Source organism: Williamsia sp. Y844, assembly GCF_056786475.1.
In genome coordinates this window covers 263,706-286,725 of the sequence record NZ_JBXCJB010000003.1, presented here as the reverse complement: position 1 = coordinate 286,725, position 23,020 = coordinate 263,706, and the positions used below count along the sequence as shown (strand labels likewise).

At 64.4% G+C, this 23,020-nt stretch carries 21 protein-coding genes; 13 read left to right on the top strand and 8 right to left on the bottom strand.

The genetic code is table 11. The features are described 5' to 3' along the window. Positions 1–50: 50 nt before the first annotated feature. Together AC1TQG_RS18145 and galE are read left to right on the top strand one after the other, a co-directional pair. A complete protein-coding gene (locus AC1TQG_RS18145) occupies positions 51–734 on the top strand; it encodes an iron-dependent transcriptional repressor DtxR (RefSeq protein ID WP_482139241.1) in 684 nt (227 codons plus the stop codon). Positions 735–746: 12 nt separating this feature from the next. After that, on the top strand, positions 747–1,727 hold the full coding sequence (gene galE / locus AC1TQG_RS18140) for a UDP-glucose 4-epimerase GalE (protein WP_482139240.1): 981 nt from the start codon (positions 747–749) through the stop codon (positions 1,725–1,727). Here galE and AC1TQG_RS18135 read toward each other — a convergent pair whose 3' ends face one another. Both AC1TQG_RS18135 and AC1TQG_RS18130 read right to left on the bottom strand, forming a co-directional pair. Further along, positions 1,728–2,999, bottom strand: a complete 1,272-nt coding sequence (locus AC1TQG_RS18135) for a DUF4192 domain-containing protein (RefSeq protein WP_482139239.1) — start codon at positions 2,997–2,999, stop codon at positions 1,728–1,730. A gap of 111 nt (positions 3,000–3,110) precedes the next feature. Continuing rightward, positions 3,111–3,833 carry a DUF5642 family protein gene (locus tag AC1TQG_RS18130; RefSeq protein ID WP_482139238.1) on the bottom strand — a complete coding sequence of 241 codons (723 nt, stop codon included), beginning with the start codon at positions 3,831–3,833 and terminating at the stop codon, positions 3,111–3,113. 92 nt (positions 3,834–3,925) lie between these two features. On the opposite strand from AC1TQG_RS18130, the gene AC1TQG_RS18125 reads away from it, so the two are divergent. The 4 genes from AC1TQG_RS18125 (at position 3,926) to AC1TQG_RS18110 (ending at position 7,760) form a co-directional block, all read left to right on the top strand. Continuing rightward, a complete protein-coding gene (locus tag AC1TQG_RS18125) occupies positions 3,926–5,065 on the top strand; it encodes an SPFH domain-containing protein (protein WP_482139237.1) in 1,140 nt (379 codons plus the stop codon). 4 nt (positions 5,066–5,069) lie between these two features. Further along, positions 5,070–6,314, top strand: a complete 1,245-nt coding sequence (locus tag AC1TQG_RS18120) for a TFIIB-type zinc ribbon-containing protein (protein ID WP_482139236.1) — start codon at positions 5,070–5,072, stop codon at positions 6,312–6,314. Then, positions 6,311–6,787 carry a hypothetical protein gene (locus AC1TQG_RS18115; RefSeq protein ID WP_482139235.1) on the top strand — a complete coding sequence of 159 codons (477 nt, stop codon included), beginning with the start codon at positions 6,311–6,313 and terminating at the stop codon, positions 6,785–6,787. Before AC1TQG_RS18120 ends, AC1TQG_RS18115 begins: the two co-directional genes overlap by 4 nt. Before the next feature lie 103 nt (positions 6,788–6,890). After that, the gene (locus AC1TQG_RS18110; protein WP_482139234.1) at positions 6,891–7,760 is read left to right on the top strand and encodes an SGNH/GDSL hydrolase family protein; all 870 of its coding nucleotides are present in this window, start codon (positions 6,891–6,893) and stop codon (positions 7,758–7,760) included. Here the strand turns inward: AC1TQG_RS18110 and AC1TQG_RS18105 are convergent. Beyond that, on the bottom strand, positions 7,757–8,386 hold the full coding sequence (locus AC1TQG_RS18105) for an MBL fold metallo-hydrolase (protein ID WP_482139233.1): 630 nt from the start codon (positions 8,384–8,386) through the stop codon (positions 7,757–7,759). The two genes, AC1TQG_RS18110 and AC1TQG_RS18105, sit on opposite strands and share 4 nt — an antisense overlap. Then, positions 8,383–9,471: an S-(hydroxymethyl)mycothiol dehydrogenase gene (locus tag AC1TQG_RS18100; protein WP_482139232.1), complete on the bottom strand. Its 1,089-nt coding sequence runs from the start codon at positions 9,469–9,471 to the stop codon at positions 8,383–8,385. The genes AC1TQG_RS18105 and AC1TQG_RS18100 overlap by 4 nt, the downstream gene beginning before the upstream one ends. A gap of 321 nt (positions 9,472–9,792) precedes the next feature. On the opposite strand from AC1TQG_RS18100, the gene AC1TQG_RS18095 reads away from it, so the two are divergent. Genes AC1TQG_RS18095 through AC1TQG_RS18080 form a run of 4 tightly spaced genes read left to right on the top strand, consistent with a single transcriptional unit; the run spans position 9,793 to position 14,413 of the window. Beyond that, complete coding sequence (locus AC1TQG_RS18095) at positions 9,793–10,776, top strand: proteasome assembly chaperone family protein (RefSeq protein ID WP_482139231.1); 984 nt, start codon at positions 9,793–9,795, stop codon at positions 10,774–10,776. Continuing rightward, positions 10,773–13,265, top strand: coding sequence for a DEAD/DEAH box helicase (locus tag AC1TQG_RS18090; protein ID WP_482139230.1), 2,493 nt, complete (start codon positions 10,773–10,775; stop codon positions 13,263–13,265). The genes AC1TQG_RS18095 and AC1TQG_RS18090 overlap by 4 nt, the downstream gene beginning before the upstream one ends. A gap of 57 nt (positions 13,266–13,322) precedes the next feature. Further along, complete coding sequence (locus tag AC1TQG_RS18085) at positions 13,323–13,967, top strand: DJ-1/PfpI family protein (protein ID WP_482139229.1); 645 nt, start codon at positions 13,323–13,325, stop codon at positions 13,965–13,967. After that, positions 13,964–14,413, top strand: coding sequence for a MarR family winged helix-turn-helix transcriptional regulator (locus AC1TQG_RS18080; protein WP_482139228.1), 450 nt, complete (start codon positions 13,964–13,966; stop codon positions 14,411–14,413). Before AC1TQG_RS18085 ends, AC1TQG_RS18080 begins: the two co-directional genes overlap by 4 nt. 7 nt (positions 14,414–14,420) lie before the next feature. Here AC1TQG_RS18080 and AC1TQG_RS18075 read toward each other — a convergent pair whose 3' ends face one another. Continuing rightward, positions 14,421–15,359, bottom strand: a complete 939-nt coding sequence (locus AC1TQG_RS18075) for a hydrogen peroxide-inducible genes activator (RefSeq protein WP_482139227.1) — start codon at positions 15,357–15,359, stop codon at positions 14,421–14,423. A 96-nt stretch (positions 15,360–15,455) separates the two neighbouring features. Between AC1TQG_RS18075 and AC1TQG_RS18070 the strand changes: the two genes are divergently transcribed. Together AC1TQG_RS18070 and AC1TQG_RS18065 are read left to right on the top strand one after the other, a co-directional pair. Then, positions 15,456–16,043, top strand: a complete 588-nt coding sequence (locus AC1TQG_RS18070; protein WP_482139226.1) for a peroxiredoxin — start codon at positions 15,456–15,458, stop codon at positions 16,041–16,043. 26 nt (positions 16,044–16,069) lie between these two features. Beyond that, positions 16,070–16,600: an alkyl hydroperoxide reductase gene (locus tag AC1TQG_RS18065; RefSeq protein ID WP_482139225.1), complete on the top strand. Its 531-nt coding sequence runs from the start codon at positions 16,070–16,072 to the stop codon at positions 16,598–16,600. Between the two features lie 88 nt (positions 16,601–16,688). On the opposite strand, the gene AC1TQG_RS18060 is transcribed toward AC1TQG_RS18065, so the two are convergent. Continuing rightward, a complete protein-coding gene (locus tag AC1TQG_RS18060) occupies positions 16,689–17,927 on the bottom strand; it encodes an aminotransferase family protein (protein WP_482139224.1) in 1,239 nt (412 codons plus the stop codon). A 67-nt stretch (positions 17,928–17,994) separates the two neighbouring features. Between AC1TQG_RS18060 and hrpA the strand changes: the two genes are divergently transcribed. Then, positions 17,995–21,882, top strand: coding sequence for an ATP-dependent RNA helicase HrpA (gene hrpA, locus AC1TQG_RS18055; protein WP_482139223.1), 3,888 nt, complete (start codon positions 17,995–17,997; stop codon positions 21,880–21,882). A 26-nt stretch (positions 21,883–21,908) separates the two neighbouring features. Here the strand turns inward: hrpA and nrdR are convergent, their stop codons facing one another. Both nrdR and AC1TQG_RS18045 read right to left on the bottom strand, forming a co-directional pair. Further along, positions 21,909–22,358: a transcriptional regulator NrdR gene (gene nrdR, locus AC1TQG_RS18050; RefSeq protein WP_482139222.1), complete on the bottom strand. Its 450-nt coding sequence runs from the start codon at positions 22,356–22,358 to the stop codon at positions 21,909–21,911. Positions 22,359–22,447: 89 nt separating this feature from the next. After that, positions 22,448–22,954 (bottom strand): LysM peptidoglycan-binding domain-containing protein, encoded by a 507-nt coding sequence (locus tag AC1TQG_RS18045; RefSeq protein WP_482139221.1) that lies wholly within the window; start codon positions 22,952–22,954, stop codon positions 22,448–22,450. Positions 22,955–23,020 lie beyond the last annotated feature (66 nt).

Here is a 23,020-nt window from a genome sequence, read left to right as displayed (position 1 = left end):
AACACCCTTCCGGGCAGGTAACCTGGGTCAAGACGAAAGGGATGGAGATCGTGAACGAACTGATCGATACGACTGAGATGTATCTCCGGACGATCTACGACCTCGAAGAAGAAGGCATTGTTCCCCTTCGGGCACGGATCGCCGAACGTCTCGAGCAGAGCGGACCGACCGTGTCACAAACCGTAGCGCGGATGGAGCGCGACGGCCTGGTACTCGTTGCCGGAGACCGCCACCTCGAACTGACCGACAAGGGCCGCAATCTGGCCACGTCCGTGATGCGCAAACACCGCCTGGCCGAACGGCTCCTGGTCGACGTCATCGGGATGCCCTGGGAAGACGTACACGCCGAGGCATGCCGCTGGGAGCACGTGATGAGTGAAAACGTCGAGCGCAGGCTGCTCGAGGTTCTCGATCATCCGACCACGTCGCCGTACGGCAATCCGATTCCCGGACTGGAACTGCTTGGCTACTCCCCGACCAACGCGCCCACCGCGATGACACGGATCTCCGAACTGCCGCAAGGTGAACCGGTTGCGGTGATCGTGCGCAGGCTGTCCGAGCACGCACAGGCCGACCCCGAGTTGATCAGCGCCCTTCAGGAAGCGGGCGTCGTTCCGAGCGCTCGCGTCAACGTCACGGTGTTGCCGGATTCGATCGTGATCAGCACTCCGGGTCATACCGGACTGCAGCTCTCGGAAGAGATGGCGCATTCCGTCCAGGTCGAGAAAGTCTGATACCGGACCTCAATGAAACTCCTTGTCACCGGCGGAGCCGGTTATGTGGGTAGCGTCTGTGCCCGTGTCCTGATCGAACATGGTCACGACGTGACCATCATCGACAATCTGTCGACCGGCAATGCCGATGCGCTCCCCGAGGGAGCCGCGTTCGTCGAGGGCAATGTCCGCGATGTCGCCGCCGGTGTCCTGACCGGACAGTCTTTCGACGGTGTTCTGCATTTCGCCGCACAGTCGCTGGTCGGTGAATCTGTCGAACAGCCCGAGAAGTACTGGTACGGCAACGTAGTCGAGTCACTCTCGCTCCTCGAGGCGATCCGGATCTCGGGTACGCCGCGGCTGGTCTTCTCGTCCACGGCGGCCACCTACGGCGAACCGGAAGCGGTCCCGATCCTGGAGTCGGCGCCCACCCGGCCGACCAATCCGTACGGCGCCACCAAGCTGGCCATCGACCACGCCATCACGTCGTACGCGCATGCGCACGGCCTCGCGGCAACGAGTTTGCGGTACTTCAACGTCGCCGGTGCCTACGGCGGTGCCGGCGAGAACCGTGTGATCGAAACGCACCTGATCCCACTGATCCTGCAGGTGGCGCTCGGTCACCGCGACCACATCAAGATGTTCGGCACGGATTACCCCACCGATGACGGCACGGCCATCCGCGACTACATCCATGTGCAAGACCTCGCGGCTGCGCATGTGCTTGCCCTCGAGGCCGCAGTTGCCGGCCGCCACGAGATCTTCAACCTCGGCAGCGGCACCGGTTTCTCTGTGCGGCAGGTCATTTCGGCGGTCGAAGAGGTCACCGGACTGACGATCGACGTGGTCGATGCGCCGCGGCGTGCCGGAGATCCGGCGGTGCTGATCGCATCGAGCGACAAAGCCATCGCCGACCTCGGCTGGTACCCGGCGAAAACAGACCTGTCGGTGATCGTGGCCGATGCCTGGGACTACACCCGCTCGCTCGGCGTGCGCGCCCACTCGACGGTCTGATCAGGCCGCCGGGTGCATCACCGCTTCGGGTAGTTCCACTCCGAGCGACCTGGCAACGAGATAGCCGGTCTGGGCACACTCGCCGATCACGTTCGGTGGTATCCCCCGGGTGAGAGCGGCGCTGTACAGCACCGCCATCGAATAGCCCGGGCTCGCCTCGAGTGCACGGTCGAAGGCGATGCCTGCCATCGCCCCGTTGCCGTGCACATAGTGCACAAACCCGAGGAGTGTCGCCGCGGCCGCCTGACTGCGGCCCCGGAGCCGACGGCAGAGCGTCGCCCACACCTGCTCGGCCTCGATCCAGATGGTGGTGACGGCCAACGCCATCAGCGCGTCGCGGACACAGAGTTCCCGCAGCGCCTTGTCGAAGATCCGCAGTTCGTCGCAGGTCAGTGCACCGGTATCACCGCGGTAGATCACGGACAGCGCGAACTCGAGATCGTTTCGTTCCTGCAGGCGCCGCATGTGCTCGACAACGACGTCCAGTGGAGTCCGATGCTCCCCGAACGCACCGATCCCGAACGCATCGACGCAATCTTCCAGCACCCATCGGTCGATGAATGGCTGGTCCACCGAACCCGTTTCGCCGTCGAAGGTGGTCCCGCTCCGACCGGCCCGGTCGGCCGCGAGATCGCGGTAGGCCAGGTCGTCGGCCGCCGAGAGCATGTGCGCGTCACAATCGTCGTCACCACAGTGCGGCAGGGGCGCCAGATGTTCGACCATCTCGCTGCGGGTGTTCAACACCCGCCTGCCCTTGCTGACCGCCCGCGCCACGGCGACGGGGCTGATCTTCGGGTCGCCCACCAGTCCCGCCTGAGGTCCCGAATACACCGGCGCCCCAGACCATTCGCCGGGCGACCGGTTGTCCCACACGGTGTGCCATTGACTGCCCTGTGTGATGGCGGCAGTGGCGAAGGCTCCGTGCAGGCCGCCGGTGGCCGACAAATTCCGGTCGATGATGGCGGCCAGCCGCCGGTACTCACCGGTGTCGATCGGATAGGTGTCGTCGACGATGACCGCGACCACCCGGACCACGTCGTACGATTCGCAGACCGCAGCCAGATGCTCGATCACGCTCAGCGTCGGCGGTGTGGGCAGACCGTCGTCGCCGAACGCCAGATCGTGGCGCATCGTCGTGCCGATCTCGGTCCCGTCACCATCGAAGGTCACCAGGATCAGTGACCGGTCCGGAATGAAGCCGAGTAAGGCCGGGACCGCCGTGATCAGTGCGCCCGGACCGGATACCGAAGTTGTGTATTCGTCAGATGTCATGTGGCGATGGTCGGTCCCACCGCAGACCGGATATCAAGGCCGACTATCACATTGGCCGGGTTATCCACCCCACGGTTAATCATCCACAAGCGGAATCATCCACAAGCGGGCTCAGCCGCGCGAGCGCTCCAGCGCGGTGGTGAACAGCTCGTCGAGTGCCATACCGTCGGGTACCGGCCCCGACCCCGGCGCCATGACGGTGACGTAGACCCGCACCCCATCGTTCTGGCCGACCAGTGCGGTCATCGTCTGGGTCATCGACCCCGACACCGTGACACGCCGGAAAGCCAGCGATTCCTGCGAGTCGGCGGGTGACGGCGGCAGCACCGTTGTGGTCACCGTGGCGGTCACACCCTGATTGGTGGTCGTATATGTCGGACACGCCTCGAGCTGTGCCTCCAACTCGGACAACGGCGAGTCGGTCAGCACTGTGATCGCGGTGAGGATGCCGGCGTTGGCGGCCGCGCCGGTGGCCGTCAGTGCGACGGCCTCATCGGACGTCGCAGGCAACGGGGTGGGCGCACAACTCGCAGGCGACACCAGACCGCCGACGGGAAATCCTGCGGTATCTGCCAGCACCGCGGCCAATTTGTCGGCCGACACCTCGGTCGCGTTGTACGCGGCCGGGAAGTCCTCGGCGGTCACCGATCGCTCGCGTACGTCGATCTCCTCCGACGGGAAGGCCCCCGGTTCAGACGAGAGTTCCGCGCTCTGCGGCGCCGCGACCGGATCACCGTCCACCGCATTCGTGCACGCACCCAGGAACAGGGCAGCAGCCAACGCTGCCGGCAATACCCAGCACGACTTGGTCCGCTTCGAAGACACCTGACTCACCCGCCCACTGTGCCATCGCGACCGCCCCATTGGTGTGCGCGACACGACTAGACTCGCCGGGAGCAACCGAATCGCTAGGGAGAACACCGAATATGGGGATCATCGGCAAGATCAAGGGTGAGCTCGTCGACATCATCGAATGGATCGACGACTCACGCTCCACGTTGGCGTGGCGTTTTCCCCGCTACAACAACGAGATCAAAAACGGGGCCGAACTCATCGTTCGCGAAGGTCAGCAGGCGGTTTTCGTCTATCGCGGCAAGCTCGCCGACCGGTTCGGGCCAGGGCACTACACGCTCACCTCCGAGAACCTGCCGCTGCTGAGCACATTGCAGGGATGGAAGCACGGATTCAACAGCCCGTTCCGTTCCGAGGTGTATTTCATCAACACCCGTCCGGTCACCGATCTGCGATGGGGCACCCCCAATCCGGTGACCGTCCGCGATCCAGATTTCACGATGGTCCAGGTCCGGGCCAATGGTTTGTGTGTCGTTCGAGTGGCCGAACCTGAGACCTTCCTGCGCGAGGTCATCGGGACGGACAGCTCGGTCGGTGTCGACGAGATCACCGAGTTGATCCGCCGGGTCATCACCCTCGCGTTCTCGGACATGATCATGGAGAGCCGTCTCGGGGTCATCGACCTCCAAGGCCGCCAGGTCGAGTTGTCGGAGAAGCTCCAGGCATTCGTCAATGACCGGGTCGATGACGAGTTCGGTCTGTCGATCGACTCGATCACCATGAACATCTCGTTACCCGACGAGATCACCACCGCGATGACGCGCGGTGTGGCCCGTGGTGTCGAGGAGAGCGGATTCCTCAACAACGTCGGGGATCTCGGCCGGTACCAGCAGGGCAAGGCAGCGGACGCGATGATCGCCGCGGCGCAGAACCCGGGCGGCGGCGCGATGGGCGACATGATGTCGGCGGGCATGGGCGTCGCGCTCGGCAGTCAGATGGCCGGACAGTTCGGTGGCCAGGGCGCGCAACCCGCGCAGGCGCCGGTGCCCCCGCCGTTGCCGGGCGCCGCGACATTCCACATCGACAACGGCGGGCAGCCCGCCGGCCCGTTCACGATCGCGCAACTCCAGGCCGCGGCGGCATCCGGTCAGTTCACCGCGTCCACGCTCGTCTGGAACCAGGGCATGCCGGGCTGGGCGCCTGCCGGCACCGTGCCCGCGCTGTCCGGTCTCTTCAGCACCCCTCCCCCGCTCCCGAACAACCCCACGGCATAGGAACATGGCCGACTCACACCTCCCACCGCCCCTGCCCGACAACAACTACGGCGGGGATACGGCGCCACCGCCGCTACCGCCGCTACCGCCGTTACCTCCGATGCCGCCGGTACCGGAGCCGGGCCCGTCCGATCCGCAGCGTGCGATATTCCAGGTCACCGAACAAACCCGCACGTACCCCTGCGACAGTTGCGGTGCACCACTGGTTTTCGATCCGGCAACCGGAACCCTGTTGTGCCTCAGTTGCGGTCGCTCGCACGCGATCGTCCTCGACCCGAAGCGACGTGTCGTCGAACACGACCTGCAGTCCACGATGTCTCAACTGCGCAGCCTGATGGCCGAGCAGCCTGCCTCCTCGGCAGCGGTGACCGAACGTGAGATCATCTGCCAGAGCTGCGGCGGCAGAACCACATTCAGCGGGACCCTGACCGCCACCCGATGCCCCTACTGCGCCACTCCGATCCAGCGCGACGACATCCACGACGCCCCGCTCCGGTTGCCGGTCGACGGGATCCTGCCATTTCAGGTGGACGACAAGCAGGGCCGTGAGGTCATCGAACAATGGATCAACAGTCGCTGGTTCGCGCCGTCGGAGTTCAAGAAGTACCGCGAAGTCGGTTCGTTCACCAGCATTTACGCCGCGTACTTCACCTATGACGCCGACACGACCACGTCCTATACCGGCATGCGTGGTGACACCTACACCGTCACCACCGGCAGCGGCGAGAACCGGCGCACCGAGACCAGGACGCGCTGGAGCCATCGATCGGGCGTCCTACACAACAACTTCGACGACGTCGCAGTGCTGGCCAACACCGGTTTCGACACCGACCGCGTCCACGAGCTCGAACCCTGGCCGACCGGGCAGGCCACCCCGTACAGTCCCGAATTCGTTGCCGGGCATCTCTGCCGCACCTACGACCTCGATGCCGAGCAGTGCTTCCCGGTGGCGCAGTCACGGATCAACGCCGGCATCGACGCGGCCATCCGGCGGGATATCGGAGGCGATCATCAACGCATCAACAACAAGGACACCAGGTACAACGCGTTGAGGTTCAAGCACGTGCTGCTGCCGATCTGGCTGCTCACAGTTGTGTACGCCGGCAACCCTTTTCAGGTTTTCATCAACGGTGTCACCGGCGAGGTCCAGGGGCAGCGCCCGTGGAGCACGGTGAAGATCGTCTTTGCCGTGCTGGCCGCGCTCATACTCATCGTCGGCGTCGTCGTGGCCTGGCAAGGCTTGAAATGATCACAGCGATCGTGCTGGTGGTCCTTGTCGCCTGCGTGGCAGCGGTGGCCGGGGTCTTCGTGATGACCCGGCGAATCCGGGCGGGCGCCCTGGCGGCCAACGAGATCATTCCCGGTCAGGCCACCAACGCTCCGGCATCATGGGCGGGTTCACATGATCCCGAGGCCCGGCTTCACCGCCGGATCCGCGATGCTCTCGCACTACTGCGGTCCGATCCGAAACTCGAATACGACGGCGCTCGCATCGACGCGCGGGTTCGAATCGAGATTGCCGCAACGGATCTGGACAATCGCCTGATCGCCGCCGCCGCATCGCCGGGCAGATTGCGCGAATCGCTGGTTGCCCAAGCGGACTCAGCGGTCACCGAACTGGAGAACGTGGCGGCGGCGCTGTCGGCCGGTGGCGGGATCAACCTCCAACTCGTCGACGCCCTGGTCACCCAGATGAGTTCGCCACCGCAACTCGAAAACTAGTTTCACCGGTGACGATCGAGCGCCGATATAGGGACGGTCTCAGCTGGACCACGAAACCGCCGTTCTTCCACGGCCCCGCAAACACGGGACCTAGCCTTTATCGGTGAGACAAAACAGGATGCTCCGAGCAGTCGGCATCGTCATCGCGGCAGTCGCAGCAGTGGTGGCAACCTGTGTCGTCGTCTCACCGGCCAGTGCCCACACATTCTCGTACGTTTCCCTCGGTGGCTCGTTCTCCGCCGGTGCCGGAGTTCCGCCGAAAGCGCAGGGCACACCGCCGGGCTGTAGTCGCTCCGGAGTCAACTTTTCCCACCTCGTCGCACAGGCCAAGGGCTACAAGTTGACCGACATGAGCTGCGGCGGAGCCCGAACGGACAACCTGATCATTTCCCAGTTGGCCGGTCAACCGCCGCAGTTCGAAGGCTTGAACGTGAACACCGATCTGGTGACGATGCTGATCGGCTACAACGACGGCTTCGTCTTTTCCGACAGCGTCAACTCGTGTGCCGAGAACCCATTCGGCGAGATCGGTTCGGAGATGCTCACCTGCGAAACCCGCAATGGATCACGGTTCTCCGACACGATCACCCTGTACACCGCCCCTGCAATCGCCAACGCGATAGCAGGCATCAAGAGCCGCGCCCCGTCGGCCAGGATCATCGTCCTCGGCTATCCGGCGATCTTTCCCCAGCAAGGAAATTGCGTGCCGCGAAATCCGTTCTCGGTCAAGGACACCGCGTACCTCAACAACATCGAGAAGCACCTCAACGCCACCTTGAGATCGATGGCAGGCAGCGCAGGCGTCCAGTGGCTGGACACGTTCACACCCACCGTCGCGCACAACTCCTGCCAGAGCTTCCCGCAACGGTGGATAGAGCCCTACAATTCCCCGCAGGGAGCCGTAAGGCTCCACCCCAATGCCGTCGGTGAGAGCGCGATCGCCGACCTGGTGTTGTCGGCGATCGGGAGCTAACTGCCGCGTTTGATCCATTCCTCGAGGTGTGGGGCTTCTTGCCCGACCGCGGTGGAATCACCGTGTCCGGTGTGGACTTTGGTCTGCGCGGGCAGAGTGAGGATCTTGTTCCGGATGGACTCGATGATCGTTCCGAAATCCGAGAACGAGCGACCGGTGGCGCCGGGCCCACCCGAGAACAGGGTGTCCCCGGAGAACAGGACATCGAGTTCGGGTACGTAGATCGCACACGAGCCCGGTGAATGTCCGGGGGTGTTCAGGACCACGAGATCGGTTCCGGCCACGCTGATCTTCTGCCCATCGGCCAGATCACCGTCGGGAGTGATGTCGGGGTACGTCTGATCCCAGAGCATGGTGTCGCCGGGGTGCAGCAACATCGGTGCATCGGTGGCCTTCGACAGTTCCGGAGCGGCGGTGATGTGGTCGTTGTGGCCATGGGTCAATACGATCGCCTTGACCTTCCGGCCGCCGACCGCATCGATGATCGGCGGCGCGGTGTGCGCGGCATCGATGATCACCACTTCGGAGTCATCGCCGATGATCCAGATGTTGTTGTCGACATCCCAGGTTCCGCCGTCGAGACTGAACTGCCCCGAGGTGACGACGTGTTCGACTTTGATGCTCATAGGACCACCACCGAGCGCAGCACCTCGCCGGCCTCCATCTTGTGGAAGGCCGATTCGATGTCCGTCAGACCGATTCGCTCGGACACGAACTTCTCCAACGGCAACCGGCCCTGCTGATACAGGTCGACCAGCATCGGGAAGTCACGTTCGGGCAGGCAATCGCCGTACCAGGACGACTTGAGTGCACCGCCGCGGGAGAAGAAGTCGACCAACGGGAGTTCCAGGGTCATCTCCGGGGTCGGCACACCGACCAAAACCACCACGCCGGCCAGATCGCGGGCGTAGAACGCGGTCTTGTAGGTCTCCGGGCGGCCCACCGCATCGATCACGACGTCGGCGCCGTTGCCGTCGGTCAGTTCCTGGATCGCCGCGACGACGTCCTCGACGACCGAACCGTCGATCGTGTGGGTGGCACCGAGGTCCTTGGCCCATTCGAGTTTGCGGGCGTCCCGGTCGACGGCGATGATCTTGGTCGCACCCGCCAATCGGGCACCGGCGATCGCGGCATCTCCGACACCGCCGCAACCGATGACGGCAACACTGTCGCCACGACCGACATTGCCGGTGTTGATGGCCGCACCGATACCGGCCATCACACCGCAACCGAGTAGTCCGACGACCGCCGGATCGGCATCGGCGGCAACCTTGGTGCACTGACCCTCATGGACCAGGGTCTTGTCGGCGAACGCACCGATACCCAGGGCCGGCGTCAATGCGGTGCCATCGGCCAGGGTCATCGGCTTGCTCGCGTTGTGGGTGTTGAAGCAGTACTGCGGGCGGCCCCGCTTGCAGGCCCGGCACTCACCGCAGACAGCACGCCAGTTCAGGACCACGAAATCGCCTGGCGCGACGAGCGAGACCTCATCGCCAACGGTCTCGACGATGCCGGAGGCCTCATGCCCAAGCAGGAACGGGTATTCGTCGTTGATCCCACCCTCGCGGTAGGCCAAGTCCGTATGACACACACCACACGCGAGGATCCGCACCACCACATCGCGTGGCCCCGGATCCGGGATGGTGATGGTCTCGATCGTGGTCGGGGCACCCTTGCCCGCCGACACCACACCACGCACCTGCTCTGCCATGACAACCTCTCGCCGCACTTGTGTTTGTTGGTCCAGGTCTGTTCCCGCACCCGTTTTCGGTTCAGGTCTTCCCGAACTGTTTTCCGGTCCCGATCGGTATCACCCTATTCGATGCCCAGATCGACATGTGTGCATCAGTTGCCCGTTCGCCGACGGTGAACGGGCGCCGGGAATCGCGGCCCGAGTGGTTCTGTTGTCCCAATAGGACTGTCTACACAGTGCGAACCAATGGTCTGCCCGGCACAGGGATTGGGACCAAAGGTGATGATGGGGGACAATAGTTGAATACAACCGCACGACCAGGCAGCAAGGAGGTTCGCCATGGACGACAAGTCCACGCTCTATGAACTCGAGTTCCCGGCACCACAGCTGGCTGGTGACGAGGGTGATGGCCCGGTGCTGATCCACGCACTCGAAGGCTTCGCCGACGCCGGGCACGCCATCAAGCTGGCCGCCGATCACCTGCGCCAGAGTCTTGATTCAGAGCTGGTCGCCACGTTCTCGACCGACGAGTTGATCGATTACCGCTCGCGGCGGCCGATCATGACGTTCTCCGGCGAGCAGTTCACCGGTGTGGCGATGCACGAGCTGACCCTGCACGCCATCCGCGACAACGAGGGCAAGCCGTTCTTGCTACTGGCCGGTTCCGAACCCGACATGCGTTGGGAACGTTTTGTGGCAGCGGTGACCGGTTTGGCCGATCAGTTCGGGGTGTCGACGGTCATCGGGCTCAATGCAATCCCGATGGGTATCCCGCACACCCGCCCGTCGACGATCACCGCACACGGCAACGACAAAGACCTGATCGAACCATTTCCCCGGTGGGGATCGGAACTCAAGATCCCGGCCAGTGCGTCGATGCTGCTCGAGCTGCGGCTCGGTGAGCATGGATTGACGACCGCGGGTCTGTCGGTTCACGTGCCGCACTATCTGGCCCAGACCGAATACCCGGCCGCCTCACACAAGCTGATCGAAAGCCTCGGTGAGGTCGCCGGACTCAATCTGCCGATGGCGGCGTTGGCCAACGCCGCGGAGAAGGTTCGGCACCAGGTCGACAACGAGATCTCCGGCAACCACGAAGTCGAGTCGGTGGTGACCGCACTGGAAACCCAGTACGACACCTTCACGCAGGCTCAGCAGGAGAAGGCGTCGTTGCTCGCTGCCGAAGGCGATCTGCCAACCGGCGACGAACTCGGCGCCGAACTCGAACGCTTCCTGGCCGATCACCTCAGCGGCGGTGGCAACCGGACCGATTCCGGCACCGAGACAGATGGCGATGAGCCCGGGGACGACGCCGGTCAGTGACGACCCCACTCGCCTTTCCGGACAGCACAGGGCCCGATCTCGACGAGTTGTATGCAGACTTCACGGCCTGGTGGTCCGCACGGGGTATCGAGCTGTACCCGCACCAAGACGAAGCACTGATCGAACTCGCCGGTGGGTCGAACGTCATCCTGTCGACGCCCACCGGCTCCGGTAAGTCCCTCGTCGCCAGTGGTGCACTGTATTTTGCTGCGGCACAGGGCAAGCGGGCGTTCTACACCGCGCCGATCAAGGCCCTGGTCAGCGAAAAGTTCTTCGATCTGTGTTCACAGTTCGGGGCGGAGAACGTCGGCATGCTCACCGGCGATGCCTCGGTCAACCCCAGCGCACCCATCATCTGCGCCACCGCCGAAGTCGTTGCCAACATCGCGCTGCGCGAAGGTCCCGACTCGCCGATCGGTGTCGTCGTCATGGACGAGTTCCACTATTACGCAGAAACCGATCGCGGATGGGCCTGGCAGGTCCCGCTGATCGAGTTGACCGGTAGTCAGTTCGTGCTGATGTCCGCCACCCTCGGCGACGTCAGTTTCTTCGTCGACGACCTGAGCCGACGTACCGGCCGGGAGACCGCCGCGATCACGGGCACCACTCGCCCTGTCCCACTTGAATACTCATATTCCACCCGCCCGGTACACGAAACGATCGAGCACCTGATCGCCAAGGACCGGGCGCCGGTGTACGTCGTCCACTTCACCCAGCTCTCGGCGATGGAACGTGCCCAGGCCCTGCTCAGTGCCAACATCTGCAGCCGCGCCGAACGTGACGCCATTGCCGCGGAGATCGGCGATTTCCGGTTCAGCACCGGCTTCGGCAAGACCCTGTCGAAGACCGTGCGGGCCGGGATCGGAATCCACCACGCCGGTATGTTGCCGCGCTACCGGCGTCTCGTCGAACGTCTTGCGCAACAGGGACTACTGCGCGTGGTGTGTGGCACCGACACCCTCGGGGTCGGGATCAACGTCCCCATCAGAACGGTGCTGTTCACCGGACTGACCAAGTTCGACGGGATCCGGCAACGACACCTGCGGGCCCGCGAGTTCCATCAGATCGCCGGGCGCGCAGGCCGGGCCGGCTTCGACATCCGCGGATTCGTGGTTGCGCAAGCACCGGACCATGACGTCGAGAACGCCCGACTGGTGGCGAAAGCCGGCGACGATCCGAAGAAGCTCAAGAAGATCCAGCGCAAGAAGGCCCCCGAAGGTTTCGTCTCGTGGAGTGAGGCAACCTTCGAGAAGCTGATCGTCGCGCCGCCGGAACCGTTGCGTTCCCGGTTCAAGGTCACGACCTCTATGTTGTTGGAAGTCATTGCCCGGCCGGGCAATTGCTTCACCTCGATGCGCCATCTCCTCGAGGACAACCACGAGACACGGGCCCGCCAGCGCGGTCACATCCTGCGGGCGCTGAAGCTGTATCGATCACTGGTCAACAGCGGTGTGGTGCAACGTCTCGACGAACCCGACGCGTACGGCCGCATGGCGGTCCTGGCCGTCGACCTGCCGAACAACTTCGCGCTCAACAATCCCCTGTCCCCCTTTGCTCTTGCCGCCTTCGAGTTACTCGATCCTGATTCGCCGACCTATGCGATGGACCTGATCTCGATTGTCGAATCGACCCTCGACGATCCGCGACCGGTCCTCATGGGCCAGCAGAAGGCTGCCCGCGACACGGCCATCGCGCAGATGAAGGCAGACGGCATCGAATACGAAGAGCGCATGGAGTTGCTCTCCGAGGTCACCTGGCCGCGACCGGAGCGCGAGTTCATCTTCGCGGCGTTCGATATGTACCGGCAGGGACACCCGTGGGTCATCGACACACCCCCACGCCCCAAATCGGTGTTGCGACAGATGATCGAAGAGGGCATGGACTGGGGAGACCTGATCTCCCGGTACTCCCTGGCGCGCAGCGAAGGTGTGGTCCTGCGGTACCTCACCGACTGTTACCGGACGCTGCGCCAGAGCATTCCGAATGCCGCGCGCACGGACGAGATCGACGACGTGGTCGAGTGGATCGGCGATTTGGTTCGCCGTGTCGACTCGAGCCTGCTCGACGAATGGGAACAACTCACCCACCCCGATGCCGACATCACCGGACCCACAGATCTGGCGCCGCCGCCGATCGGCCGACCCGTCAACCTGCGTGCCACCCGGGTGCATCTGCGCAACACCATGTTCCGCTTCGTGAATATGCTGTCGCGCCGCGACTGGTCCGGTCTGCAGGCAAGCTATCCCGATCTCGACTGGGCCGATGAGATGGCCGACTTCATCGACGAATACGGTCCGGTGCAAGCCGGTCCGGAAGCGCGTGGACCGGCGCTGTTCAGTTTGACCGAGGACGACGGCGAGTGGCTCGCCCGACAGGTTCTCGACGATCCGGACGGCCACCACGGATGGTCACTGCTGGCACGTTTCTCGATGCCTGAAACCGCAGATGACGAACCTGAACTCCTGGACATGGAGATCATCCCCGGCTGATCACACCCGACCCAATCAGTCGTTGACAGCACTCTGTCATAGTGACAGCATATTGTCATGAGCACATCATCAGTTGAGCCACGTACCGTTCACCTCGCCGTCTACGACACCCTCGCCGACTGGGAAACCGGTCACGCCGTTGCACACATCAACAACCCCGAGTATCAGATCCGCCCCGGCGCCTACCAGGTCCGCACGGTGGGCCCGACCACCGAGCCGACCGTGACCATCGGCGGATTGCGTATTGTTCCCGACCTGGCGCTCGCCGACCTCGACCCGGCGGCCAGCGCAATGCTGATCCTGCCCGGCGCCTCCGCGTACCTGAGCGGTGAATTGACCGAGTTCATCGACACCGCCCGCGAATTCCTCGACGCGGGTGTACCCGTGGCCGGTATCTGCGGGGCAACGGTCGCGATGGCCCAGGCCGGTCTCCTCGACGACCGGCAACACACGAGCAACGCCGCAGAAGCGGTGGCCTGGACCGGATACGCGGGTGCCGACCGCTATGTCGATGCACCGGCTGTCACGGATCGCAGCCGCCCAGGGCACCTGATCACCGCTGCCGCAATGCATCCGGTGCCCTTCGCCCGCGAAATCTTCGCCGAACTCGACCTCTACTCCCCCGAGACACTCGCCGCCTGGTTCAAGTTGTACAGCGGCGACCCGGCCGGATACCACGACCTGATGGCCGCAACCGCATGAGCGACCCGCAGTCACTGCTCAGCGACTCCGCCCTCACCGCGTTCCGGCTCAACGGTCAATTCCTGGCGGTTGCCGAAGCGCTGGCCGCGCCGGTCGGGCTCACCGCCACCAGATGGCAGGTACTGGGCGCCGTTCTGCCCGAACCACTGTCGGTCTCGGACATCGCCCGCGTCATGGGGATCACCCGGCAAAGTGTGCAGCGGACCGCAGATCTGCTCGCCGAAGCCGGCCTTGTCGCCTATCGGAGCAATCCCGCGCATCGGCGAGCCAAACTCGTCGAGGTGACCGCCGAAGGCCGCGAGGCCGTGCGCGGCATCGATCCGCAGCATGCCGAACTCGCGTTGCGCCTCAACGGAATTCTGGGCACGCAGCGCTGGAGCGAGATCGTGGCCGGGCTCCACGAATTGTCGACGGCCCTCGAATCGCTGGAAGCGCTGCCGGATTGACGAGAGCTCAGACCGGCCGCGCGGCACCGTTGCCCGACCCGACGATGGCGGCCGTGATCACCTGTGCCAGCTGGCGATACTCGACCTCACGCCCGCTGGTGGCCCGCATGACCAGCCCGATCCGGCGACCGGGCCGCGGCCGGGTGAAGCTGGCGATGGCCAGAGCCCCACGCGCAGTTTCGGTCTGAACCGCGGTCTGTGGGATGAGCGTCACGCCCAGACCTCCCTCGACGCATTGCACCGCGGTGGCCAGGGACGCCGCCCGGGTCGGCCCGACGTCGGGACGGACACCCGCGAGCCGGCAGACCTCCAATGCCTGATCGCGCAGACAGTGACCTTCGTCGAGCAGCAGCAGCGGCAGATCGGCCAGCGCGGCCGGATCCACTCGGCTTCGTCCGGCCAGCGTGTGACCGGGAGGCAACGCCAGAACGAAATCTTCGTCGTACATCGGAATCTCGATCATGCCGGTGGCATCGGCCGGCAATGCCAGCATCGCCGCGTCGATGGAATTGCGGCGCAATGCATCCAGCAATCGACTGGTCTGATCCTCGACGACCCGCAGCGTCAGGTCCGGGAGCTCGCTCGCCAGATTGCGCAGGATGCCCGGTAGCACGTACGGTGCCACCGTCGGTATCAGGCCGAGCCGCAACGTGCCCGACAACGGTCGCGCGACACCCCCGGCGGCCGCGGTGAACATATCCACCGCTTCGATTGCCGCAGCAGCCCGCGCCAATAATGCATCGCCTTCACTAGTCAAGAAGACACGCCGGGTCGAGCGTTCGACAAGCCGCAATCCCAGCCCCGATTCCAGTGCCGCCAGGGCCTGTGAGAGCGAGGGTTGACTCACTCCTAAACTCTCTGCGGCAGAACCAAAATGGCGTTTATCAGCGATGGCCGCGAACGCCTTGAGGCCGGCGATCGTCGGCTGATAAGTTTGATCGGTCATGCCTATCACTATAGTGCTACTCATCACGTATCATTCTCAGTGGATTCAGGGCAGTATTAGTCACGCTGCTTTAACAGACCCCTAAGGAGAGCATTCATGCCATTGCTGACAATTGGTGATCAATTCCCCGCTTACAACCTGACGGCCGTCATCGGCGGTGACCTCTCCAAGGTTGACGCCAAGCAGCCCGACGACTACTTCACCACCGTCACCAGCGACGACTACGCAGGCAAGTGGCGGATTGTTTTCTTCTGGCCCAAGGACTTCACCTTCGTGTGCCCCACCGAGATCGCCGCTTTCGGCAAGCTCAGCGAAGAATTCGCCGATCGTGACGCCCAGGTTCTCGGTGCGTCCGTCGACAACGAGTTCGTGCACTTCCAGTGGCGCGCACAGCACGACGACCTGAAGACCCTTCCGTTCCCGATGCTTTCGGACCTCAAGCGTGAACTCGCCGAGGCCACCGGCGTTTTGAACGCCGACGGCGTTGCGGACCGCGCAACCTTCATCGTCGACCCGAACAACGAGGTCCAGTTCGTCTCGGTCACCGCAGGTTCGGTCGGCCGCAACGTCGACGAGGTCCTCCGTGTTCTCGACGCACTGCAGTCCGACGAATTGTGCGCCTGCAACTGGAAAAAGGGCGATCCCACCATCGACGCCGGCGAACTGCTGACCGCCAGCGTCTGATCGCCTGCTCGTAGAAGGAAATACAGATGAGCATTGATAATCTGAAAGAAGCACTGCCGGAGTACGCGAAGGACCTCAAGCTCAACCTGGGTTCCATCGCACGCACCACCGTCCTCAAGGACGAGCAGCTGTGGGGCACTTTGCTGTCCACCGCGGCAGCGAGCAAGAACGCGACCGTCCTCAAGGAGATCGCCGACGAAGCTGCCGACAACCTGTCGGCGGAGGCGTACAACGCCGCCCTTGGCGCCGCATCGATCATGGGTATGAACAATGTGTTCTACCGTGGCCGCGGGTTCCTGGATGGCAAGTACGACGACCTGCGTCCCGGACTGCGGATGAACATCATCGGCAACCCCGGCGTCGAGAAGGCCAACTTCGAGTTGTGGTCCTTCGCGGTCTCGTCGATCAACGGTTGCGGCCACTGCGTCGCCGCCCACGAGAACACCCTGCGCGAAGACGGCGTCGAGCGTGAAGCGATTCTCGAATCGCTGAAGGTCGCGTCCATCATCGCAGGCGTTGCTGCAGCACTCAGTACTGCCGAGGTACTTGTCGGATAGCGAAACCTCGCTGCCACAGGCACTGACGTAACAAAAAGAGCAGGGACCCCCGACCGGGGTCCCTGCTCTTTTCGACGTTCTGCCCTCGCTACGTCAGCGCATCGGCCATCCGCGCCGCCATGTCACTGACCTGAGCACTGGTCATCACGAAGGCAGGCGAGATCTGCAGGGCGCCTTGCCCGGCCGCCCGTCCACTGACGCCATGGCGACGCAGCGCGCCGATGACCGCAGGAGCCGTCGTCGGATCAGCCAGCTGCACGGCGGCAACCGCGCCGAGGCCACTGCGGATCTCGCTGACAGCAGGCAGATCGGCCAGCGGCGCGAGCGCGATGTGCAGATCCGATTCGAGCCGTGCGGCCTCTTCGATCAGACCCTCGGATTCGATGATGTCGAGGTTGGCCATCGCCGCAGCCGCTGCGCCTGCATGTCCGCCATAGGTGTATCCGTGGCGCCACCACACGCCGCCCGCATAAAACGGTTCGGCGATCTTCGGGGCTATGAACAGCGCGCCCATCGGGACGTAACCCGACGTCAAACCCTTTGCGGTGGTGATCATGTCGGGCTCGAGCCCGAACCGGCTCGACGCAAACCAGGATCCACCGATCCGGCCGAATCCGGTGACGACCTCGTCGACGACGAACAGCACGTCGTGGTCGCGGCAGATCTGCCGAACCTCGGCCAGGTAACCCTCCGGCGGCAGGTAGATGCCACCGGCACCGATGATCGGCTCGACGAAGAACGCGGCGATGTTGTCGGCGCCGATCCGTTCGATCAGGCCCAGCAGGCTCTTGGCGTCATCCCAGTCGACGGTTGCCGCGTCGGACATGAGCTCGCCGTAGTTCTCGCGGTTCGGCGGCAGGCCCGAGAGCGCAGTGCCCCCGACATGCATGCCGTGGTAGGCCTTGGTCCGGCCGACAACGATCTTCTTCTCCGGCTTGCCCATCTCGTGCCAGTACCGGCGAGCGAGTTTCACCGCCGAGTCGACCGAGTCGCTACCACCCGAGGTGAAGAACACCTTGCTCCCCGGGATCGGGGCGATCGCCGAGAGCCGGTCGGCCAGTGCGGCGGTCACATCGGAGGTGATGTCGCCGAACCCGGAATAGTGCGCCAACGTGCTGAGCTGGCGGGCAACGGCGTCCGCGATCGCGGTCCGCCCGTGTCCGACGTTGGTGAACCACAGGCCGGCCGTGGAATCGATGTATTTGTTTCCGGAGGCGTCCCAGATGTAGGCGCCCTCGCCCCTGGCAACAACAAATGGTCCCGAGGCGCTCACGGCGCCCATGTCGGCAAACCCGTGCCAGAGACCGGTAGAAGAAGAAGCAGTCATGGGGTACATCATGCCTGTCCAGGTGGCGAGACGATGCCGGGACTCCGGCGACTACCATTGAGGCGATATGTCGACCGCGCCCGATCAGCCCAGCAGGCCCGCCGCGTCCGGGCAGCCCACCACATCGGGGCAGCGCCGACGCCGCGGACGTCCTTCGTCCACCAAATCCGGCTCGACCAGAACTGGATCGCGCACACCCGCCGGCCCCAGCCCCGAGGAGCTCGCACGGCGTCGCGCGCTGGTCCCGGTGCTCAAATATCCGCCGGAACTCCCGGTGTCGGCGGCGCGCGCCGAGATCGCCGCCGCGATCGAAGCGCATCAGGTTGTCGTTGTCGCCGGTGAAACCGGGTCGGGCAAGACCACCCAGCTCCCGAAGATCTGCCTGGAGCTCGGCCGCGGGGTCGCGGGAAAGATCGGCCATACGCAGCCACGACGGCTCGCAGCACGGTCGGTCGCCGAACGCATCGCAGAAGAAACCGGCACCGAACTCGGCGGCGTGGTCGGCTATTCAGTCCGGTTCACCGACAAGGCCTCACGCGACACCCTGGTGAAGGTGATGACCGACGGCATCCTTCTGCGCGAACTCTCCCAGGACCGCATGCTGCGCGACTACGACACACTGATCATCGACGAGGCCCACGAACGCAGCCTCAACATCGACTTCATCCTGGGATATCTCAAACAGCTACTCCCCCGGCGTCCCGATCTGAAGGTGATCATCACCTCGGCGACCATCGAGCCCGGTCGATTTGCCGATCACTTTGCCACCGAAGAACGACCCGTTCCCGTCATCGAGGTGTCCGGGCGCACCTATCCGGTCGAGATCCGTTACCGGCCACTTGTCGTCGAGGACGAGGACGAAGCCGACCTCGATCAGTTGCAGGCGATCGGCGCCGCAGTGGACGAGTTGTTCGCCGAGGGGCCCGGCGACATCCTCGTGTTCTTGCCCACCGAACGCGAGATCACCGATACCGCTGCCTCCCTCAAACACCTCGAAGCGCGTGGTGTCGAGGTGATCCCGCTGTTCGCCCGTCTGTCCGCCGCTGATCAGCACCGCGTGTTCGCCTCCCACAAGGGCCGACGGATCGTGTTGTCCACGAACGTTGCCGAGACTTCGTTGACGGTGCCGGGCATCCACTATGTGATCGACGCCGGAACCGCTCGCATGTCGCGCTATTCGACCCGCACCAAGGTTCAGCGACTGCCGATCGAGCCGATCTCGCAGGCCAGCGCCCGCCAGCGTGCCGGACGTTGTGGTCGTGTGGCCGCCGGCGTCTGCATCCGCCTCTACAGCGAAGACGACTTCCTGAGCAGGCCCGAATACACCGAGCCCGAGATCCTGCGGACCAATCTGGCCGCGGTGATCCTGAACATGACCTCGCTCGGCCTCGGCGATGTCGGCAAGTTCCCGTTTGTCGAGCCTCCCGATCCCAAGGCCATCCGCGACGGACAGCAACTTCTCGAAGAACTCGGCGCGCTCGTCCCTGCCACCCCCGACAACCCGGTACGGCAGCTGACGCCGATCGGCCGATCGCTGGCGCGGATCCCGGTGGACCCGCGTTTGGCCCGCATGCTGGTCGAGGCCGACAAGCAAGGTGTCCTGGGGCCGATGCTGGTACTCACCGCCGCACTGTCGCTACCCGATGTCCGGGAACGGCCCGCCGAACACCGGCAGGCGGCGGACGAGTCACACCGCAGGTTCGCCGCAGACGGCTCCGAGTTCCTGACCCTCCTCAATCTGTGGACGTATCTCGAGGACACGCGAAAAGAGCTGTCCTCAAGCCAGTTCCGCAAACGCATGCGCCGCGAATTCCTGCACGGACTGCGCATCCGCGAGTGGCGTGATCTACATTCGCAACTCGTCCGGATCGCCCGGGATCTGGGCTGGACCGTCCCGGCGGACTTCGAGACGCCCGAATCCGATTCGGCGACGGCGGTCGCCGTCCACCAATCGGTCCTGTCGGGTCTGCTCAGCCAGATCGGCGTCCGCGAAGGAGAATCCAAAGAGTTCCTCGGGGCTCGCGGGACGAAGTTCATGATCTTCCCCGGCTCGCATCTGTCGAACAAACCGCCTCGGTTCGTGATGGCGGCCGAGATCGTCGAGACCTCCCGCCTGTGGGCCCGGACCGTCGCCCGCATCGAACCCGAATGGGCCGAGCGACTGGCAGGCGATCTGGTCAAACGCCAATACAGCGAACCACATTGGTCGAGCAAACACTCGGCGGCGATGGCCTACGAAAGGGTCACGCTCTACGGCGTTCCCCTGGTCACCAGACGTCGGGTGAACTTTGGATCCATCGACCCCGAGGCAGCCCGCGAGCTGTTCATCCGCAGTGCCCTCGTCGAAGGAGACTGGCGCACCCAGCATCCGTTCTTCCATCGCAACCGGGCGTTACTCGACGACGCCGAAGAGTCGGTGCACCGGGTCCGGCGCACCGATGTCGTGGTCGACGACGACACCCTGTTCGCGCACTACGACCGCCACGTTGGTCAAGAGGTGGTCTCGGGCAGGCACTTCGACACCTGGTGGAAAACCGCACGCAAGAAGGACCCGAACCTCCTCGATCTCGATCCCGCCGACGTTGTTGCAGGCGATCCGGCCGGTTTCCCGGACACCTGGCGCCAGGCTGATGCCACGTACGATCTCCGGTACCACTTCGAGCCCGGCGCCGAGGACGACGGCGTCAGTGTGCTGATTCCGCTGCCCCTGCTGATGCGGGCGCGGCCTTCGGGCTTCGACTGGCTGGTCCCCGCTATGCGCACCGAACTGGTCACCGAATTGATCCGCACCCTGCCGAAAACCCTTCGGCGCCAAATCGGTCCGGCACCGGATCTGGCCTCACAAATCCTTGATGCGGTCACACCGCGTGCCAAGCCCCTGACGTCCAGCGTCGCCGCCGAACTCACCCGGCTCACCGGAGTGAGAATCGCAGCCGCCGATCTGAGGCCGACCGCACTGCCCGACCACCTGCGGATGACGTTCGTGGCGCTCAGCCCGGACGGCCGGGAGTTGGGCCACTCCAAATCGTTGACAGAGCTCCAAGAACGACTCGGCGGCAAGGCCCGCGCGGCTCTAGAGAAAGAGGCCGCGACCGAGTCGACGCCGGTGGCAACCACCTGGACAGACAAGACGTTCGGAACAATCGCGCGCTCGGTCCGCAACACTGTTGCCGGACAAGAGATCACGAGTTACCCGGCCTTGGTGCCCCGCAGAGGTGGCTTCACCGTCGCACCGATGTCGACCGAGTCCGAGCAGCGCAGCGCGATGTACAACGCCCTGATCGGACTGCTGATCAACGATGTACCTGGCCTACGGCACAACGCGACTTCTGTTCTCGGAACCGCGGAGCGGCTGGCGCTGAGCCAAAGCCCTTACCCAACCGGAGAGGCGCTGCTTGCCGATTGCGTACGAGCGGCCGTGATCGACCTGGTCCCCCCGCAGCCGGAGGTCTGGACCGCTGCCGATTACACCGCCCTGAAAAGCCATGTCGCCGGGCAGGTCACGAGCCGGGCCACGACCAAACTGCGCCAAGCCGCGGCGATCCTGACCCGGGTGGCTCCGCTGCGCACCGCCATCGCGGCCACCACGGTGGCCGACGCTGCCGACGACGTGCGGGATCAACTCGGCGATCTTGTTTTCGACGGATTCATCTCGGCCACCGGCGCCGAACACCTCCCCGAGATCCCGCGGTATCTGGATGCCGCCCTGGCCCGGCTGGAACAGCTGCCTGCCTCCGCCGCACGGGACGCCGCGTCGATGGCAGCCATCGATCGCGTAGTGGCCGCATGGACAGACCATCTGCGGATGATCCCGCCGCAGCGGCGCGATGCGGTCAGCGAGGCTGCAGGCTGGATTGTCGAGGAATTGCGCGTCGGACTGTTTGCTCAACAGCTGCGAACTGCGTACCCGATTTCAGAAAAGCGTGCCATCAAGGCAATCCGAGACTTACGGTAGCGGCGCTAGGACTTGCGGTAGTGACGCTAGGACTTGCTTGATCGGAGGTCGTCGATTTCTTTCTGGAAATCGTCCACCGAGTCGAATGACCGGTAGACAGAGGCGAACCGCAGGTATGCGACCTCGTCGAGATCGCGAAGCGGGCCGAGGATGGCCAGACCGACCTCATTGGCCGGTACCTCCGCCGAACCTGATGCCCGCACTGCTTCTTCCACCTGCTGCGCAAGATGCTGCAATTTGTCGTCATCTACCGAACGGCCCTGGCAGGCCCGGCGGACGCCGCGCATGACCTTCTCGCGACTGAACGGTTCCGTGACGCCGGTCCGTTTGACCACCGAGAGCACCGCGGTCTCCACCGTGGTGAAACGGCGTGCACACTGCGAACAGGCGCGGCGGCGACGGATGGCCTGCCCCTCGTCCGCCACTCGCGAATCGACTACGCGGGTGTCCTCGTTCTTGCAAAACGGGCAATGCATGCACGAATCCTCGACGGTCGACGGCCTGGGCGGAGTGACCAGACACTGTGACTCCGAGGATACCGTCCGGGATTGCAGCCCCTCCACGTCTACCTCGCGTAGACGGGCGTGACCAATGCCTGGCCCACCGACAGTGCCGAGTTGTTCATGGCGTTGAGCTCCATGATCTTCGCCACCACGGCTTCGGTCGGCATCTCGGGTGCGATGCGGGAGGCGATGGCGCCCAACGACTCCCCCGATTGGACCCGGACGACCTCGGTGCCGACGCGGGCCGGATCCGCGGACTGCTGCATGACCCCGCCGAAGAAGGTCATGAAGGCGACCACGAGCATCAGACCGACACCGGCGACCGCCGCGCCCGCCCAGGCGCGCCTGCGGGCGAAGACCATCTCGCGAGCGGTCGGTATCCGCCGCTCGGAGTTACGCGAATCGGCACACGAGACGGCCACCCGGCGCTGCGCAGGCAGACGGCGACCGGCCGGGCGTGATGTGTCCTCGGGCCGTACCGGGCGCGTGGTGCGCGTGCGGGTACCGCTCTCGGGGTGGTGAACAGGCCGAGCTGTGGCCGGCCGGATAATGGTGGTGGCTGCAGTCATGGGGTTCAGTCCTCGGTCATCGGTTCGATCCCTATTCGATCACTCGTTCGATTGAAAGAGTGTTCG